This window comes from Pseudomonas sp. B7(2017) (genome assembly GCF_002112745.1).
Lineage (GTDB): Bacteria > Pseudomonadota > Gammaproteobacteria > Pseudomonadales > Pseudomonadaceae > Aquipseudomonas > Aquipseudomonas ekonensis.
This window is the reverse complement of sequence record NZ_NEIP01000006.1, coordinates 149,513-166,880: the sequence shown is the minus strand read 5'-3', so window position 1 is coordinate 166,880 and position 17,368 is coordinate 149,513. Positions and strand designations below refer to the sequence as shown.

Sequence of the window (17,368 nt, the reverse complement as noted above, 5' to 3'; positions counted from 1 at the left end):
GGGGCACTAGCATGGTCGGCCCTGACCGTCAGATGTTGTTTTGCCCATGTCCCGTGCCCAACGCCCGCCTTCCCGCCGCCCCGGCGCGAAGCCATCCCCGACAGCCCCTCGCCGTGTCGCCAAGGCGCCGCCGGCCGAGCCGAAGCTGATCCTGTTCAACAAACCGTTCGATGTGCTGACGCAGTTCAGCGACGGCGAAGGGCGGGCGACGCTCAAGGACTACATCGACGTGCCCGGCATCTACCCGGCCGGCCGCCTGGACCGCGACAGCGAAGGCCTGTTGCTGCTGACCAACGACGGCCAGTTGCAGGCGCGCATCGCCGACCCCAAGCACAAGTTGGCCAAGACCTACTGGGTACAGGTGGAGGGCGAGCCGAGCGCGGAGCAGTTGCAACGCCTGCGTGACGGCGTCGAGCTCAACGACGGCATGACTTTGCCCGCCGAAGCGCGGCAGTTGGACGAGCCTGAGCTGTGGCCGCGCAACCCGCCGGTGCGCTTTCGCAAGAGCGTGCCCACGAGCTGGCTGGAACTGGTGATCCGGGAGGGCCGCAACCGTCAGGTGCGGCGGATGACGGCGGCGGTGGGGCTGCCGACCTTGCGGCTGGTGCGGGTCAGGATCGGCGGGTGGACGCTCGACGGCCTCGATCAGGGCCAGTGGAAGGAAGTGCCGGCGCGCTTATAGGGCGCCGGACTCGATCAGGCCGATCACCACGCTTTTGATGATGAAGGCGGCCACGCCCAGACCCAGCACGAAGAACAGGATGAACGAGCCGAAGCGCCCGGCCTTGGATTTCTTCGCCAGGTCCCAGACGATGAAGCCCATGAAAATGATCAGGATGCTGACCAGGCCAGTCATCATCCACTCTTCGAACAGTGCTGGATCCATCGGACATCTCCGGCGCGTGCGGCTTGAAAGGGCGGCGGGGAGTATACGCCAAGGGCGGCGGCGCGGGGATCGGCCTGCGGCGGTGTGCCGCAGTCATCCGTCGCCGGCATCGGCGGTGTCCGGTGCACCGCCATCGCCAGCCGGCTGGCTCCCACAGGGGATCGCGTATGTCCGCAAAGCTGCTGTCACCCCAAACCCTGCAGGAGCTTGCCTGCAAGCGATGAGGCCGGCATTGCCGACATCCTGGTGACCGGCCTGTGAAGGGGCCTTCAGCTGCGCAGGTGGGTCAACGGAAGTTCGGTGCTGTTCAGGACCTGATTGAGCACGAAGCTGGAGCGCACGCTGGTCACCCCTTCGATCCGGGTCAGGTGGCCCAGCAGCAGTTTCTGGTAATGGTCCATGTCCGGCACCACCACCTTCAACTGATAGTCGGCATCCACCCCGGTCACCAGGCTGCATTCGAGCACCTGCGGCAGGGTGCGGATCGCCGCCTCGAAGTTTTCGAAACGCTCCGGCGTGTGCCGGTCCATGCCGATCAGCACATAGGCGGTCAGGCTCAGGCCGAGCATCTTGCGGTCGAGCAGGGCGACCTGGCGCGAGATGTAGCCGTCGTCCTCCAGTTGCTTGACCCGGCGCGAGCATGGCGAGGGCGACAGACCGATGCGTTCGGCCAGCTCCTGGTTGGAGATGCGGGCGTCGCGCTGCAGCTCCGCCAAAATGCTCAGGTCGTAACGGTCGAGTTTGCTCATCAATCTGTCCTTTGTGCTGTCTATTGCGGCGGATTATCTATCCAGGGTTAAAAATTGCGCAAGCGGTGTTTATTTGAGCAATCTTCGCAATCATCTGTCGCGGCGTCCGGCCTATCCTTATCACCAGAATCACTGCTCGGTAACACAGTCCACTGCGGCCGCCCAATCAGGCCTGCCGCGGCCGCCGCCCCCACCGGGGACGCGCCGGCCCCCGAGCTGCACACTGTCCAGAAGACGGGGTGAGGTGAGCCGGCGCCACAAGCGTCGAGCCAGGACGAAGTTCTCTGAAGGGGAGGCCGACGGGTCTCCCCTTTTTCTTGCCTGCGATTTGCCTGCCTTCGCGTGTGCGCGGCTCAATAAATAAATGCCGTGACTGATAACCTGTAGCAGAACCCGGTGTGTCGATTCCCGGTCTTAGCTACAAGCCCTAACCCCCCGCAGTGAGGAATTTCATGAAGTCGCGCATCTGGCGTCTGGCCGGTGTTGGTTTGCTGTGTGTGAGTGTCGGTGCGCAGGCGCTGGCCGATGAGCCGCAGAATCGCGGCCCGGACGGCGGCGGACGCGGGCCGGGGCATCAGGGCAACAATCAGGGGCGGGACGGCGAGCATCAGTCCCATGGGCAGAACGGCCCGCAGCAGAATCAGCCGCGCCCGCAGAACAACGAGATCATCCGCGGCGACAACAGCCGCCAGTTCGAGCACAACGGCCAGCAGCCTGGCAATGGCCAGTGGCAGAACAACGGCCAGCAGCACGGCAACGGCCAGTGGCAGGGCCACGACCAGAACCGCGAGCGCCCGGCCTACAACCCCAACCCGGTGCGCCAGCCGCCGCCACCGCCGCAACTGCCGGCCAACAGCCTGCCGATCCAGCCGCGGCCCGACACCGTGCGCCAGACTCAGGAGCCGCGCCCCGGCTACTACCGCGACGAGCGTCCGCAGAACGGCGGCTACCACCAGACCTGGCAGACCGGCAACCGGCCCGACGACCACCGCTGGCCCGGCCGCCCGGACGGTCGCGGCAACGGCTGGGGCCCCGGCCCGCAGTACCGGCCGGGCCATGTGATCGACCGCTTCCCGGACCGGGACTTCCGCGTGCCCTACCGCGGCCAGGACTATTTCTATTCCGGCGGCTACTGGTATCGCCCGCAGGGCCCACGCTACATCGTGGTTCAGCCGCCCCGCGGGATCCGCATCCAGTACCTGCCCGACTACGCCCGCGAAGTGTGGATCGGCGGCGCACTGTTGTTCCTCGCCGCCGGTTCCTATTACGCCTACCAGGAGGCGACGCAGGACTACATGGTGGTGGAGCCGCCGGTGCAGCCGTCGCAGCCGTCCGGAAACGGCTATGACGTGGAGGCCTATCCGGCCAACGGGCAGTCGCCGGAGCAGGTCCAGCGCGACGGTTACGAGTGCTATCAGTACGCGGTGCAGCAAAGCGGTTTCGACCCGCGCACCGCGACCTACCAGCCGGCGCCCGAAGTGGTGCAGGCCTACCGCCAGGCCCAGGGCAATTGCCTGAGCAGCCGCGGGTATCAGGTCAACTACTGATCCCGGTGCCGGCACGCGCGGCGTTCACCACTTCCTGCGGGTCGGCGTGCACCAGCACTTCGGCCCGCGGGTAGGCGGCGTGGATGGCATCCGCCGCCCGGTCGCTGATGCCGTGGGCCACGGTCAGGGTCAGGTCGCCCGGCAGTTCCAGGTGCAGTTGCACGAACCAGTGGTTGCCCGACACCCGCGTGCGCAGGTCATGGGCGCCCAGCACGCCGGGCACGGCGCAGGCCAGTTCGAGCATGTGCTGGCTGACGTCCGCCGGCAGTTCCTCGTCCATCAGCACCGCGAAGCTTTCCCGGGCGATCTGGATCGCGCTCCACAGAATGTAGGCGGCGATCCCCAGGCCGAACCAGGCATCCAATTGATTGAAACCCAGCCCCGCCAGCACCAGCGCAATGAGGATGCTGCCGTTGAGCAGCATGTCCGAACGGTAGTGCAGCGAGTCGGCGCGCACCGCGTTGGAGCCAGTCTGCTTGATCACCCGGTGCTGCAGCATCAGCAGCGCCGCCGTCAGCACCAGGGAAAACACGATCACGCCGATGCTCAGCCACGGTGCGCCGAGGGGCTCGGGGTGCTTGAGCCGTTCGAACGCCTGAAAGGCGATCAGCACCGCACTGCCGCCGATGAACAGCGCCTGGGCCATGCCGGCCAGGGACTCGGCCTTGCCGTGCCCGTAGCGGTGATCGTCGTCCGCCGGCCGCAGCGCGTAGTGCACCGCCAGCAGATTAAGCAGCGAGGTGACGCCGTCGAGGGCCGAGTCGGTGAGGCCGGCGAGCATGCTCACCGAACCGCTCAGCCACCAGGCGATCGCTTTGGCGATGACCAGCGTGCAGGCAACCGCCACCGAGGCGCGGGTCGCCAGCCGCAGCAGGCGGGCGTGTTCGGGGCTGGAGGTCATGTCGGGAGCGGTTCCTTGTTCAAGCGGCCGGTTGCAGGCCGAACATCGCCAGTTGCTGGGCGCTGCCCTTGTGCCGGATCAGGCGCGGGTCGTCCAGCGGCAGGTGGCGGCCCAGTTCGCTTTCGAGGATAGCCTGCAATTTGAGGTTATCGACCTGGCCGTCCGGGCCCACCGCTTGCTTGAGCTTGGCCGGATCGACCTGGGCGGTCTTGCCCGGCTCGAAGTAGATCGCGCCGGTGGTGAAGTCCACGGCGAACGCGATCAGGCCGGGGATGATGTAGAACAGCAGGCCCACGGCGTCGAGCACCGCGATGGCCGGGTCGATCTTGCCGTCGATCTGGCCGCGCCGGTCCGGGTAGAAAATCGACCCGCACGCGGTCACTTGGGTGAGCAGGGTGGCAACCAGTGCACCGCCGATCAGGCGAAAAGGTAAACGCATGGAAAAATCTCCTGAATCCTCTGATGACGAAGCGTCGTCGTGTGAAGTTAAGACCCTGACGAACACCTGGCAGTTCGCCGTTATACTCGCGACTCTGTTTGGGAGCCAGCATGATTTCTTTGCCGATCGACGATGTTCTACCCGCCCTGCGTGACGCGCTGGCGACACGCCACGAAGCCGTGCTCGAAGCCCCGCCCGGCGCCGGCAAGACCACCCGCGTGCCGCTGGCCTTGCTCGATGAGGCGTGGCTGGCCGGGCAGACCATCCTCATGCTCGAACCGCGCCGGCTGGCGGCGCGCGCGGCGGCCGAGCGGCTGGCCAGCGAGCTGGGCGAGAAGGTCGGCGAGACCGTCGGCTACCGCATCCGCCTCGACAGCAAGGTCGGCCCCGGCACCCGCATCGAGGTGGTCACCGAAGGCATCCTCACCCGGCGCCTGCAGGACGACCCGGCCCTGGAAGGCGTGGGCCTTTTGATCTTCGACGAATTCCACGAACGCAGCCTCGACGCCGACCTGGCGCTGGCGCTCAGTCTGAACGGTCGCGAGCTGTTCCGGGCTGAACAGCCGCTGAAGATTTTGCTGATGTCCGCGACCCTGGAGGGCGAACGCCTGGCCGGGCTGCTGGACGATGCGCCGATCCTGCGCAGCGAAGGGCGGATGTTCCCGGTGACCACACGCTGGGGCCGGCCGTACCAGCCCGGCGAATACATCGATCAGCGCGTCACCCAGACCGTGCTCGAAGCCCTGCATGACGAGACCGGCAGCCTGCTGGTGTTCCTGCCGGGGCAGGCGGAGATCCGCCGAGTCCACCAGCAATTGGCCGACGCCCTCGGCGAGCGCAACGACGTGTTGTTGTGCCCGCTGCACGGTGAACTGGACCTGGCCGCCCAACGCGCGGCCATCGACCCGGCCCCGGCGGGCCAGCGCAAAGTGGTGCTGGCCACCAACATCGCCGAGACCAGCCTGACCATCAACGGCGTGCGCGTGGTGATCGACGCCGGGCTGGCGCGGGTGCCGCGCTTCGACCCCGGCAGCGGCATGACCCGCCTCGACACCCAGCGCATCTCCCGGGCCAGCGCCACCCAGCGCGCGGGCCGGGCGGGGCGTCTGGAGCCGGGCGTGTGCTACCGCCTGTGGTCGCAGGATCAACATGAACAACTGGCGGCCTACGGCAGCGCGGAAATCCTTTCGGCGGATCTGGCCGGGCTGGCGCTGCAGCTTGGCCGCTGGGGCGTGGCGCCCAAGGATCTGGTGTGGTTGGACGTGCCGCCCGCCGCCGCGTATGCGCAGGCGCAGGACCTGCTGCAGCGTCTCGGCGCGCTGGACGGCGACACCCTGACCCGCCACGGCCAGGCCATGGCCGAACTGCCGGCCCATCCGCGCATCGCCCATCTGCTGTTGCGCGGGCAGGCGCTGGGGCTGGCGGCGATGGCGTGCGATGTCGCTGCGTTGTTGGGCGAGCGTGACATCCTGCGCGGCGCCGGCGCCGATCTGCACAGTCGCCTGGTGTTGCTGTCCGGCGAAGCGCGGGCGGCCCGCGGTGCCCAGGGCGGCGTGCAGCGGGCCCGGCAACTGGCCAAGCAATACCGCGGCTATCTGCGCGGCAAGGCGAGCGAGCCGGTGGCCGACCCCGATCATCCGCGCTGGCTCGGCGCCTTGCTGGCGCTGGCCTACCCGGACCGCGTCGCCCAGCAGCGCAAGGCCGGCGGTGCCGAATACCGGTTGGCCAACGGGCGCGCGGCGCTGTTCGCCGAAGCCGACAGCCTGATGAAGGAGCCGTGGATCGTGATCGCCGACCTCGGCAGCCGTCAGGGCCAGCGCGAGGAGCGGATCTACCTGGCGGCGGATTTCGATCCGGCGCTGTTCGACTCGGTGCTGGCCGAACAGGTGCACAGCGTCGATCAACTGGACTGGGACGAACGCGAAGGCGTGCTGCGCGCCGAGCGCCAGCGCAAGGTCGGCGAGCTGATCTTGAGCCGCGAGCCGCTGACCGGTCTCGATGAAAACGCCCGCAGTCAGGCGCTGGTCAATCTGGTGCGGCGCAAGGGGCTGGAATTGCTGCCGTGGACACCGGAACTGCGCCAGTGGCAGGCGCGGGTCGGGCTGCTGCGCCAGCTCGACCTGGACACCCAGAGCGACAGCCAATGGCCGGACGTCAGCGACGCCACGTTGCTGAAAACCCTCGAAGACTGGCTGATGCCGTACCTGGGCAAAGTCTCGCGACTCAGCCACTTCGCCAACCTCGACCTGTCGAGCATCGTGCGCAATCTGCTGCCGTGGCCGTTGCCGCAGCGGCTCGACGAACTGGCGCCGCATCACCTGAGCGTGCCGTCGGGCTCGTCGATCCGCCTCGACTACAGCGAACATCCGCCGATCCTCGCGGTGCGTTTGCAGGAGCTGTTCGGCCTCGCCGACACACCGCGGATCGCCGGCGGCCGACAGGTGGTGAAACTGCACCTGCTGTCGCCCGCACGGCGGCCGGTGCAGGTCACGCAGGATCTGGCCAACTTCTGGCGCAGCACTTATGCCGAGGTGAAGAAGGATCTGAAGGGGCGCTACCCCAAGCATTACTGGCCGGACGATCCGTTGGTGGCGGAGGCGACGGCGCGGGCCAAGCCGCGGGGGACTTGAGCATCGGTGAGGGCGGGCGCTGTGCACCCGAGCGGGAGCAAGCTCCCTCGCTACAGCTTTCAGGCACCCGCTTTGGCGGTCAGCTGTTCGCGGCAGTAATCGGCGAACAGCTGCGCCGGCTTGGTCAGTTGCCCGCGCTTGAGCCAGGCCGCCACCAGGCCTGAGCCGGTGACGTCTTCGACGATGTCCACGCACACCACTTTCTTGCCGTCGTAGGTGCATTCCGAGTGCGGGCGGGTGACCAGGATCGAGAAGCCGAAACCCTGGCCGACCATGCCGCGCACCATTTCGATGGACGGCGAGCTGAACTCGATCCGCGGGCTCAGGCCCAGTTCCTCGAACAGGCTGACGAAGTAGGTGCGGCTCGGCTGCACGTCCAGCAGGATCATCGGTTCCAGGCACAGGTCGCGCAGCGACACCTGCTTGAGCTGGGCGAAGCGGTGGTCCGCCGGCAGCAGCGCATACGGCCGCTGGGCCGGCATCAGGGGTTCGGTCTCGATGGTGGCGTCCAGGTCGTGCTTGTACAGGATCGCCAGGTCGAAGGTGCCGGAGGTCAGGCCCTGCACCAGCTCTTGCTGTTCGCCGTCGCGGATGCGGATCTTCACCCCCGGATAGAGCGCCGAGAACCCGGCCATCAGTTGCGGCAGGTACAGCGGCGCGACGGTCTCGAAACAGCCGATGTCGATCTGCCCGGCCACCACGTCGTTGTCGGCCAGGGCGTTCTGCTCGAACTCCTTGGCCATGCGCAGCAGTTCCTGGGCCTTGCGGAAGAACCGCGCGCCGCTGGGGGTCAGGGACACGCCCTGGGCGTGATGGCGGATCAGCAGCTGCACGCCGAAGCTGTCCTCCAGCCCCTTGATCGCCGTGGAGATCGCCGGCTGGGCGATGTACAGCTTGCGCGACGCTTCGGCGACGCTGCCGCACTCGACGGTGGTGATGAAGTACTTCAACTGACGCAGGTTGTAAGCGGCCACGGCAAACCTCAGGTCGAACGGATCTCGACATCCACGCAATTCATGTGCCGCCATCCTCCGTTCCGGCGACGGTGTTTTTTGTCCCTGAACAATAGCCTCATACGCGCGCGAGGGGGTTGTCCGCTGGTTAGCTTTTTCATTGCCTGCGAAGACATTTTTACTGGTTTTGCCGCTCGCGGGGGTGAGCGACTATCGACCGCACAAGAATAGGCATCACACCTCACCAGGGAGCATCCGACCGTGTTCGAACGTGCAGACTGGCAGCGCAAGGCCGCTGCGTTGAGCTTTCCCGACCTGGCCGTGATCGGCGGAAAACGGTGCGCCGCGCAGTCGGGGCAGACCTTTGCGGCGGTCAACCCGGCGACCGGCGCGCACCTGGCGGATGTCGCCGCGTGCGGCGAGGCCGACGTCGAGGCGGCGGTGCGCGATGCGCGTCAGGCGTTCGACAGCGGCGTCTGGTCGGGGCGCTCGCCCGTGGAGCGCAAGCAAGTGCTGCTGCGGCTGGCCGAGCTGATCCTGGCCCACCGCGAAGAGCTGGCGCTGCTCGACTCGCTGAACATGGGCAAACCGGTGATGGACGCCTTCAACATCGACGTGCCGGGCGCCGCCGGGGTGTTCCGTTGGTACGCCGAAAGCCTCGACAAGCTCTACGACCAAGTGGCGCCGAGCGCCGCGAACGTCCTCGCCACCATCACCCGCGAAGCGCTGGGCGTGGTCGCCGCCGTGGTGCCGTGGAACTTCCCGCTGGACATGGCCGCGTGGAAGCTCGCCCCAGCGCTGGCGGCCGGCAACTCGGTGATCCTCAAGCCCGCCGAGCAGTCGCCGTTCTCCGCGTTGCGCCTGGCCGAACTGGCGCAGGAGGCCGGGTTGCCGGCGGGCGTGCTGAACGTGCTGCCGGGGCTCGGCGAACAGGCCGGCAAAGCGTTGGGACTGCACCCCGACGTCGATTGCCTGGTGTTCACCGGCTCGACGCAAGTGGGCAAATACTTCATGCAGTACTCGGCGCAGTCGAACCTCAAGCAGGTGTGGCTGGAGTGCGGCGGCAAGAGCGCCAACCTGGTGTTCGCCGATTGCCGGGACCTGGAGCTGGCGGCGCAGAAAGCCGCGTTCGGCATCTTCTTCAACCAGGGCGAAGTCTGTTCGGCCAACTCGCGGCTGCTGGTGGAGCGTTCGATCCACGACGAGTTCGTCGAGCGCCTCAAGGCGCGGGCCGAGCGCTGGCAGCCGGGGGATCCGCTGGATCCGGCGAGCGCCGCCGGGGCCATGGTCGACGGCCGTCAGACCGCGACGGTGCTGCGCTTCATCCGCGAGGCCGAGCGCGAAGGCGCGACGCTGGTCTGCGGGGGCCGGCAGCTGAGCTTCAACGGCTCGGAGAACTTCATCCAGCCGACGATCCTCACCGGCGTGCAGCCGTCCATGGCACTGTTTCGCAAGGAGGTGTTCGGCCCGGTGCTGGCGGTGATCCCGTTCGACGACGAGGCCCACGCCTTGCGGTTGGCCAACGACAGCGTCTACGGTCTGGCGGCATCGCTGTGGACCGATGACCTGCACCGCGCCCACCGGGTGGCCCGGCAATTGCGGGCGGGGACGGTGTCGGTCAACAGCGTCGATGCGCTGGACGTCACCGTACCGTTCGGCGGCGGCAAGCAGTCCGGCTTCGGCCGCGACCTGTCGCTGCATTCGTTCGACAAATACACCCAGCTGAAAACCACCTGGTTTCAGCTGCGCTCATGACAGCCGCTCACAACAAGAAGGAGATCCGGCGATGACCACCTCACGTGAAACCCGCGACTACCAGGCCGCCGATGCAGCGCACCACATTCATGCGTTCGTCGACCAGAAGGCCCTCAACGACGAAGGCCCGCGGGTGATGGTGCGCGGCGAGCGCCTGCACCTGTGGGACAACGACGGGCGGCGCTACCTGGACGGCATGTCCGGCCTGTGGTGCACCAACCTGGGCTACGGGCGCCAGGACCTGAACGCCGCCGCCAGCCGACAGCTGGAGCAGTTGCCGTACTACAACATGTTTTTCCACACCACCCACCCGCAGGTGATCGAGCTGTCCGAGCTGCTGTTCAGCCTGCTGCCGGGGCACTACAGCCACGCGATCTACACCAACTCCGGCTCCGAGGCCAACGAGGTGCTGATCCGCACGGTGCGCCGCTACTGGCAGGTGCTGGGCAAGCCCGAGAAGAAGATCATGATCGGCCGCTGGAACGGCTATCACGGTTCGACCCTGGCGGCGACGGCGCTGGGCGGGATGAAGTTCATGCACGAGATGGGCGGCATGCTGCCCGACATCGAGCACATCGACGAGCCGTACTTCTTCGCCCACGGCGGCGACCTGACCCCGGCGGAATTCGGCGTGCGGGCGGCGCGGCAACTGGAAGCGAAGATCCTCGAACTGGGCGCGGACAAGGTGGCGGGCTTCATCGCCGAACCGTTCCAGGGCGCGGGCGGCATGATCTTCCCGCCGGAAAGCTACTGGCCGGAGATCCAGCGCATCTGCCGTCAGTACGACGTGCTGCTGTGCGCCGATGAAGTGATCGGCGGCTTCGGCCGCACCGGCGAATGGTTCGCCCACGAGCATTTCGGCTTCGAGCCGGACACCCTGTCCATCGCCAAGGGCCTGACCTCCGGCTACATCCCCATGGGCGGCCTGATCCTGTCGAAGAAGATGGCCGAAGTGCTGGTGGAGCAGGGCGGGGTGTTTGCTCACGGCCTGACCTATTCCGGGCACCCGGTGGCGGCGGCGGTGGCCATCGCCAACCTCAAGGCGTTGCGCGACGAGGGCGTGGTGACGCGGGTCAAGGACGACATCGGGCCGTACCTGCAGCAGTGCCTGCGCGAGGTGTTCGGCAACCATCCGCTGGTGGGCGACATCCAGGGCGCGGGCATGGTGGCGGCGCTGCAATTGGCCGAGGACAAGGCCACTCGCAAACGCTTCGCCAACGAGAACGACATCGCCTGGCGCTGCCGCACGATCGGCTTCGAGGAAGGCGTGATCATCCGCTCGACCCTGGGCCGGATGATCATGGCGCCGGCGCTGATCGCCAGCCGCGGGGAGATCGATGAGCTGGTGGGCAAGACCCTCAAGGCGCTGGACCGTACGGCGCAGGAGTATGGCCGGCTCTGAGGCAATCGTTCGGCTCAAGGGCCTCATCGCGGGCAAGCCCGCTCCCACACTGGATCTGTGCCCGGCACGAATCCCCTGTGGGAGCGGGCTTGCCCGCGATGGCGTCAGTTCAGACACCCCAGGGTAGGGGAAAGACAGTTGTTCCCGGTCGGTCACAGATCCAATGTGGGAGCGAGCCTGCTCGCGATGGCGGCCGCCCATTCAACGCATTCCCAACGTTCTGCACCCCTCCCGGGCACCCCCGCCCGCTGTGCCCTTTCGCGGTGCCGCCTACCCAGTTTTTTCATCGTTCGCGTCTAACTATTTCCTCGTTTTCCTGACGCCGGGCCTGGGTCAACATCGATCTGGCCAGCGCAACGCGTTGCCCGCCAGAGTCCGCAGAGACCGCAGCGGACAACCGCCCGACCGCCGCCGGCCGTACTGCCCATGACAACTAAATCAACAGCGTTGGGAGTGCTCCATGATCCAGTCCTTGTTCACCCGTCTTGCTTGTCCCCTGGCGGTCACCGCCATCGCCGCCTCGGTCGCCACCGGCGCCCAGGCCGGCACCTTGTCGATCGGCCACACCACGTGGGTCGGCTACGGCACCCTGTACCTGGCCCAGGACCTGGGCTACTTCAAGGAAAACGGCCTGACCGTCGAACTGCCGGTGGTCGAGGAGGCCTCGATGTACATGGCCGCCCAGGCGTCCGGCCAACTGTCCGGTTCGGCCTCGACCATCGACGAAGTGCTCAAGTACCGCCCGCAGTTCTGCTTCAAGGCCGTGGCCGCGCTGGACGACAGCCATGGCGGCGACGGTGTGCTGGTGGGCAAGCACGTCAAGAGCCTGCAAGAGCTCAAGGGCCAGGCCGTGGCCGTCAACGAAGGGTCGACCTCGCAGTTCTGGCTGTCGTACCTGCTGAAGAAAAACGGCATGAGCATGAGCGACATCACCGTGCAGAACATGACCGCCGACGATGCCGCCACCGCGTTCATCGCCGGGCGCGTGCCGGCCGCCGTGACCTGGGAGCCGCACCTGTCGATGGTGCGCGACAAGCAGCAGGGCAAGGTGCTGATCGACAGCAGCAGCACGCCGGGCGTGATCGTCGATGTGGTGGCGCTCAACTGCTCGGTGATCGAGAAGCAGCCGGAGGATGTGAAGGCGCTGGTCGCCGGCCTGTACAAGGCCGTGCAGTACACCAAGGACCATCCGCAGAAAGCCTACGAAATCATGGCCAAGGGCGTGGGCGGTTACCTGTCCGATCCCAAGGAACTGGCCGCCGCCGCCCAGGGCGTGCGCTTCTACGACCAAGCCATGAGCGAGAAGCTGCTGGGCAAGCCGGGCGCACCGGGCGACAGCGAGCCGCTGATCAAGCTGGCCAACGAGACCGCCAGCGAACTGCAGGGCAAACCGTTCAACGTCAGCAACGACGATCTGGTGGACAACCGTTTCGTCAGCCCGCTCTAGGAGGCCGGTCATGTTCAAGCGCAATTCGTGGCTGAGCCGCTGCATCACGCCCAAGACCGGTTTGCCGGTGCCGGTGGTGTGGAGCGCCAGCGGCCTGGCCTGGGTGTTGTTGGTGGGCCTGTGGGCCGGGCTGTCGTACGGCGGCGTCGTGCCGGGCATGTTCCTGCCGACTCCCGGGGCGGTGGTTGAGGCGGCCCTGCGCCTGAGCCGCGACGGCACCCTCGGCCAGCACGTCTGGGCCAGTGTCGAAGTGGTGATGGTGGGGTTCATCGTGTCGTCGCTGGTGGCGGTGCCGCTGGGGCTGCTGATGGGCAGTTTCCGCATCGTCCAGGCGTTCCTCGAACCGATGGTCAACTTCATCCGCTACCTGCCGGTGACCTCGTTCGTGCCGCTGTTCATCCTGTGGATCGGCATCGGCCTGGAGCAGCGGGTGTCGGTGATCATCTTCGGCGTGTTCTTCCAGCAACTGGTGATGGTGGCGGACGTGTCCAAGGGCATCTCCAAGGACCTGATCAACGCCTCCTATACCCTGGGCTCCAACCGCCGCGACGCGGTGCTCCACGTAATCGCCCCGGCTTCGCTGCCCGGCGTGCTCGACACCTTGCGGGTGACTATGGGCTGGGCCTGGACCTACCTGGTGGTGGCCGAGCTGGTCGCTGCCTCCAGCGGCCTGGGCTACCTGAGCCTCAAGGCCATGCGCGGTTTCCAGGTGGATGTGATCTTTCTCGCCATCGCGATCATCGGCCTCTTGGGCCTGGTCACCGATCAACTATTCCGCTTTCTGCGTTTGAGGATTGCCGCATGGGCTCAGTAACCGCCGCCAACCATCGTTTCGTCGAACCGGTCGCCGCGCCGGCCCACGCCGCCCCGCGGCTGCAGGTGGACAAGGTCAGCCTGCGCTACAGCAAGCCCGGCGGCGGCACGTTCACCGCGCTGGAAGAGGTGTCGTTCGAGGTGCCGGACCAGCAGTTCGCGGTGCTGGTGGGGCCGTCGGGCTGCGGCAAGTCGAGCCTTTTGTACCTCACCGCCGGGCTGGCCGAGCCCACCGGCGGCCAGATCTACGTCGGCGGCCAGCAGGTGCAGGGCCCCGGCGCGGACCGCGGCATGGTGTTCCAGAGCTACACGCTGTTCCCGTGGCTGACGGTGCGCCAGAACGTCGAGTTCGGCCTCAAGCGTCGGGGCCTGCCGGCGGCGCGGCGCAAGGAGATCGTCGACCACTACGTGCATGAGGTGGGCCTGTCCGGGTTCGCCGACAACTACGCCAAGCAGCTGTCCGGCGGCATGATGCAGCGGGTGGCGATTGCCCGGGCGCTGGCCAACGATCCGCAGATCCTGCTGATGGACGAGCCCTTCGGTGCCCTCGACAGCCAGACCCGCCTGCAGATGCAGCAACTGCTGCTGCGGGTGTGGGGCAACAGCAAGAAGACCGTGCTGTTCGTGACCCACGACATCGACGAGGCCATCCTGCTCGGCGACCGGGTCTATGTGATGGGCGCGCGGCCCGGGCGGATCAAGCAGATCCTCGACGTGCCCATCGAACGCCCGCGTTCGCTGGACATGGTCATGGAGCGCTCGTTCATCGACATGAAGCGGCAGATCTTCGGGCTGCTGCACGACGATCTGGACGAGGCCCACTGACAGGCCCGCACACCATAAAACTCTGTGGGAGCGAACCTGCTCGCGATGACGGCGGTCAGGGAGTAGGAGGCAACAGGAACCGCGCGACCACCGGCAAATGGTCGGAGATGCGCAAGGTGTCGTCCTGGCGCACACGGGCCTCGACCCGCTTGACCTTCGGGCTGTGGAACAGGAAATCCACCGTGCGGTCCGGGCCGTTCAGGGCCGGGTCGTTGGGGTAGTGGGTCAGCCATCGGGCGCGGTCGATGCCGCCGGCCTCGTTGTTGGTCGGGATCATCGGATATTTGTCCCACAGCAGGTGCAGCGCACTGTCGGCGGCGTAGGGCGTGCGCTGCTCCGCCGGCAGGCGCCGGTACTGGCCCAGGGGCAACAGGTTGAAGTCGCCGCCGATCAGCCACGCGATGCCGTGGCTTTCGTGCTTGTCGAGCACCTTGGCCACCGCCGCCACCTGCGCCCGGGCGGTGTCGGCGGAAGCCTCTGTGGAGGGCCGGGCGCGTTCCAGCAGGGTGTTGAGCACCACCAGTTGGCCGCCGTCGCTCAGGGGCAGCGCCGTGCTGAGCAAGGCGTTTTTCGGCTGGAACTGGCGGCTGATGACGTTGGCCGGCGCCACCGGCAGTTGCAGGCGTTCGGCGTGTTCGATGCGGTAGCGGGAGAGGGTGGCGAGCTGCCGGCCGACGCTGCCGAAAATGTGCGGGTCGGGAACGAAATCGGCCTTCCAGTCGAAGGCATGGGCGCTGCACGGGTAGAGGTCGGTGAGGCGTTCCTGCAACAGCTTCAGCTGGTTCTGGTAGCCGCTGGCCTTGGCGCCGTCGTCCAGTTCCTGCAACAGCACGATGTCGGGCTGTTCGTCGCGGATCACCCGCGCCACCTCGTCGAGGCTGAAGGCCATGTCGTCGGCGGTCGGGGCTTCATCCTCGCCGTGGGCCAGGTCGTTCCAGAACACGTAACGCTTGCCGGCCAGGTACTGGACGTTCCAGGTCATCGCCTTGAGCGCCTGGCCGGGCACCAGCACCGGCGGTTGCCCGGTGCAGTTGACCGGCAGGGTTTCCCGGGCGTCGGGGCGCCAGGTCAGGCTGTAGAGCGCCGTGCCGGCGAGGGCGACGACGAACAGCACGGGCAACAGGATGTAGCGCAGCAGTCGGGTCATGGCTCAACGCATCGCGTTCTGCAAAGTGGCCCCGAGCATACCCGAGACCCGTCGCCGAGCCCAAGGCCAGAGCGGTCAGACCGTTCCGTTTCGCTTGTCGGGCAGTTCGCTGATGAGCATGAACAGGCGGAACAGCACCACGCTGGTGAACAGTTGCAGGAAGCTCTGGGCGCTGTCGATCAGCACCGCGACCAGCGGGTTCTGCGGCTCGGGGTAGACCTGCAGGGTCATGCCCTTGAGCAGCCACAGCGGCCCCATCACGCACAGGATGCAGCCCAGGATCCGCAGGAAGTGCCCCCGGGTCAGGCGCAGGCTTTCCTTCATCGCCTGCAGCGGGCCGAAGCCGCGCAGCACCAGCAGGTATTCGCCGAACGCGAGGGTGACCATCAGCCACAGCCCCGGCAGGAAATACAGCGACAGGCCGAGCAGGATCAGCAGGGTGTTGAGGGCGGTCAGCACCGCGAAGCGCGGCCACAGGCGCGCGGACATGGCCAACAGGTCGCGGATCAGCGGGGACTCGCCGCGGGTGCGGGCGTCGAGGAACAGGATCAGGGCGGCGGTGTACAGCGGGTACACCAACAGGCCGACGATCACGCTGATGGCCGAGACATTGTCCGGGTCGCCGGCGCGGTCGACCATCTGCTGCAGGAACGCCTCGAAGATCACCAGCGGCAGGCACAGCTGGACGATCCGCCCCAGATGGCGTTTGAAGAAGTACAGGGAGTCGCGCAGCACATCGAAGGCATTCATCAGTCGGTATCGCAGGTCAAAAACAGTGGCTCACTTTAACCGATGACGCCTTCGGCTGCGCAAACGTAAACGTTCGGTAAAGACCATTGAAACATTCTGCCGCTGCCTCCATTACGGAGGGGCGCCCCGACCGATGTGGACGGGGGCGACGTTATCCCCGGCAATCTGTGAGGTCGCCATGAACACCGAAGAACAAACCCTGATCGATGGACTGTTTTCCCGCCTGCAGCAGGCCGAGACGGAGGCAGCCCCGCGCGACGCCCAGGCCGAGGCGCGGATCAAGGAACACCTGACGCGCCAGCCGGCCGCAGGTTATTTCATGACCCAGGCGATTCTGGTGCAGGAGGCCGCCCTCAAGAGCCTCGACGAACAGAACAAGCAACTGACCCAGCAGGTTCAGCGCCTGCAGGCCGAACTGCAATCGGCCAAGGCCCAGACCGCGGCGCCGGCCCCGAGTGGCGGCGGGTTCCTGTCCAGCATTTTCGGCGGCAGCCCGCGCCCGGCGGCCGCACCGGCCCAGAGCGCCGCGCCGGCCACCGGCGGCTGGCGCGAACCGGCCCCGTCGAACTACGGCGCACCGCCGCCGCAGCAGAACTTCGGCGCCCCGCCATCCAGCTACGCCCCGCAGCAGGCCGCCCCTTCGGCGGGCAGCAGCTTCCTCGGCGGCGCCCTGAAGACCGCCGCCGGCGTGGCGGGCGGGGTAATGCTGGCGCAAGGCATCAGCAGCCTGTTCAGCCACAACCAGCAGCCGCAGGAAATCGTCGAAGTGATCAAGGAAGTGCCGGAGCCGGCCAGCGACCAGGGCAACAACGGCTGGGGCGACGAGCAGCGCTATGCGGGCAATGACCAGGGCGGCTTCACCGACACCGACTACAGCGACGACAACTCGTCGTTCTTCGATGACGACGATTCCTACGTCTGACCAACGGTAAACCCAGCACCTTGTGGCGAGGGCGCGGGCTCCCGCCGGACTGCGCAGCAGGCCTGTCTCTTGGAAGACGCGGCTGCTTCGAAGCCCGGCGAGAGCCCGCGCCCTCGCCACATTGCCGTTTACTGGCATACTGAGCGCCTTTTTCGGGCCTGGCGCCTGATCCGGCTCATGCGCGTTGGCGCCCACAGGTATT

16 protein-coding genes are annotated in these 17,368 nt (G+C 67.0%); 9 read left to right on the top strand and 7 right to left on the bottom strand.

Translation table 11 applies throughout. The features are described 5' to 3' along the window. Window positions 1-46 precede the first annotated feature (46 nt). Window positions 47-682 carry a pseudouridine synthase gene (locus CAG29_RS14130; protein ID WP_085584021.1) on the top strand — a complete coding sequence of 212 codons (636 nt, stop codon included), beginning with the start codon at window positions 47-49 and terminating at the stop codon, window positions 680-682. Here CAG29_RS14130 and CAG29_RS14125 read toward each other — a convergent pair. Beyond that, complete coding sequence (locus tag CAG29_RS14125) at window positions 677-886, bottom strand: DUF2788 domain-containing protein (RefSeq protein WP_016773053.1); 210 nt, start codon at window positions 884-886, stop codon at window positions 677-679. The genes CAG29_RS14130 and CAG29_RS14125 overlap by 6 nt on opposite strands. Window positions 887-1,155: 269 nt before the next feature. Beyond that, window positions 1,156-1,635 (bottom strand): Lrp/AsnC family transcriptional regulator, encoded by a 480-nt coding sequence (locus CAG29_RS14120; RefSeq protein WP_007909658.1) that lies wholly within the window; start codon window positions 1,633-1,635, stop codon window positions 1,156-1,158. A 452-nt stretch (window positions 1,636-2,087) separates the two neighbouring features. Between CAG29_RS14120 and CAG29_RS14115 the strand changes: the two genes are divergently transcribed. Beyond that, complete coding sequence (locus CAG29_RS14115) at window positions 2,088-3,182, top strand: DUF6515 family protein (protein ID WP_085584024.1); 1,095 nt, start codon at window positions 2,088-2,090, stop codon at window positions 3,180-3,182. Here the strand turns inward: CAG29_RS14115 and CAG29_RS14110 are convergent. Continuing rightward, entirely contained in the window at window positions 3,172-4,083 is a 912-nt protein-coding gene (locus CAG29_RS14110) for a cation diffusion facilitator family transporter (protein ID WP_085584026.1), read from the bottom strand. The genes CAG29_RS14115 and CAG29_RS14110 overlap by 11 nt on opposite strands. A 19-nt stretch (window positions 4,084-4,102) precedes the next feature. Then, window positions 4,103-4,522 (bottom strand): polyribonucleotide nucleotidyltransferase, encoded by a 420-nt coding sequence (locus CAG29_RS14105; protein WP_085584028.1) that lies wholly within the window; start codon window positions 4,520-4,522, stop codon window positions 4,103-4,105. Window positions 4,523-4,632: 110 nt separating this feature from the next. Here CAG29_RS14105 and hrpB point away from each other — a divergent pair, with 110 nt between their 5' ends. Then, entirely contained in the window at window positions 4,633-7,152 is a 2,520-nt protein-coding gene (hrpB, locus tag CAG29_RS14100) for an ATP-dependent helicase HrpB (RefSeq protein ID WP_085632355.1), read from the top strand. A 59-nt stretch (window positions 7,153-7,211) separates the two neighbouring features. Here hrpB and CAG29_RS14095 read toward each other — a convergent pair whose 3' ends face one another. Beyond that, on the bottom strand, window positions 7,212-8,126 hold the full coding sequence (locus tag CAG29_RS14095) for a LysR family transcriptional regulator (protein WP_085584032.1): 915 nt from the start codon (window positions 8,124-8,126) through the stop codon (window positions 7,212-7,214). Window positions 8,127-8,366: 240 nt separating this feature from the next. Between CAG29_RS14095 and CAG29_RS14090 the strand changes: the two genes are divergently transcribed. The 5 genes from CAG29_RS14090 to CAG29_RS14070 all read left to right on the top strand — a co-directional run bounded on the left by CAG29_RS14090 (window position 8,367) and on the right by CAG29_RS14070 (window position 14,347). Beyond that, window positions 8,367-9,860: an aldehyde dehydrogenase gene (locus tag CAG29_RS14090; RefSeq protein WP_085694668.1), complete on the top strand. Its 1,494-nt coding sequence runs from the start codon at window positions 8,367-8,369 to the stop codon at window positions 9,858-9,860. A 31-nt stretch (window positions 9,861-9,891) separates the two neighbouring features. After that, complete coding sequence (locus CAG29_RS14085; protein ID WP_085584036.1) at window positions 9,892-11,262, top strand: aspartate aminotransferase family protein; 1,371 nt, start codon at window positions 9,892-9,894, stop codon at window positions 11,260-11,262. Window positions 11,263-11,722: 460 nt separating this feature from the next. Next, window positions 11,723-12,709 (top strand): ABC transporter substrate-binding protein, encoded by a 987-nt coding sequence (locus tag CAG29_RS14080; RefSeq protein ID WP_085584038.1) that lies wholly within the window; start codon window positions 11,723-11,725, stop codon window positions 12,707-12,709. Between the two features lie 10 nt (window positions 12,710-12,719). Continuing rightward, a complete protein-coding gene (locus CAG29_RS14075; RefSeq protein ID WP_085584040.1) occupies window positions 12,720-13,523 on the top strand; it encodes an ABC transporter permease in 804 nt (267 codons plus the stop codon). Beyond that, the gene (locus CAG29_RS14070) at window positions 13,511-14,347 is read left to right on the top strand and encodes an ABC transporter ATP-binding protein (RefSeq protein ID WP_085584042.1); all 837 of its coding nucleotides are present in this window, start codon (window positions 13,511-13,513) and stop codon (window positions 14,345-14,347) included. Before CAG29_RS14075 ends, CAG29_RS14070 begins: the two co-directional genes overlap by 13 nt. A 55-nt stretch (window positions 14,348-14,402) precedes the next feature. Here the strand turns inward: CAG29_RS14070 and CAG29_RS14065 are convergent, their stop codons facing one another. After that, window positions 14,403-15,494, bottom strand: a complete 1,092-nt coding sequence (locus tag CAG29_RS14065; protein ID WP_085694667.1) for an endonuclease/exonuclease/phosphatase family protein — start codon at window positions 15,492-15,494, stop codon at window positions 14,403-14,405. Window positions 15,495-15,569: 75 nt separating this feature from the next. Beyond that, on the bottom strand, window positions 15,570-16,244 hold the full coding sequence (locus CAG29_RS14060; protein ID WP_085694666.1) for a YciC family protein: 675 nt from the start codon (window positions 16,242-16,244) through the stop codon (window positions 15,570-15,572). 178 nt (window positions 16,245-16,422) lie between these two features. Here CAG29_RS14060 and CAG29_RS14055 point away from each other — a divergent pair, with 178 nt between their 5' ends. Beyond that, on the top strand, window positions 16,423-17,166 hold the full coding sequence (locus tag CAG29_RS14055) for a DUF2076 domain-containing protein (protein WP_085584048.1): 744 nt from the start codon (window positions 16,423-16,425) through the stop codon (window positions 17,164-17,166). Window positions 17,167-17,368: the final 202 nt, after the last annotated feature.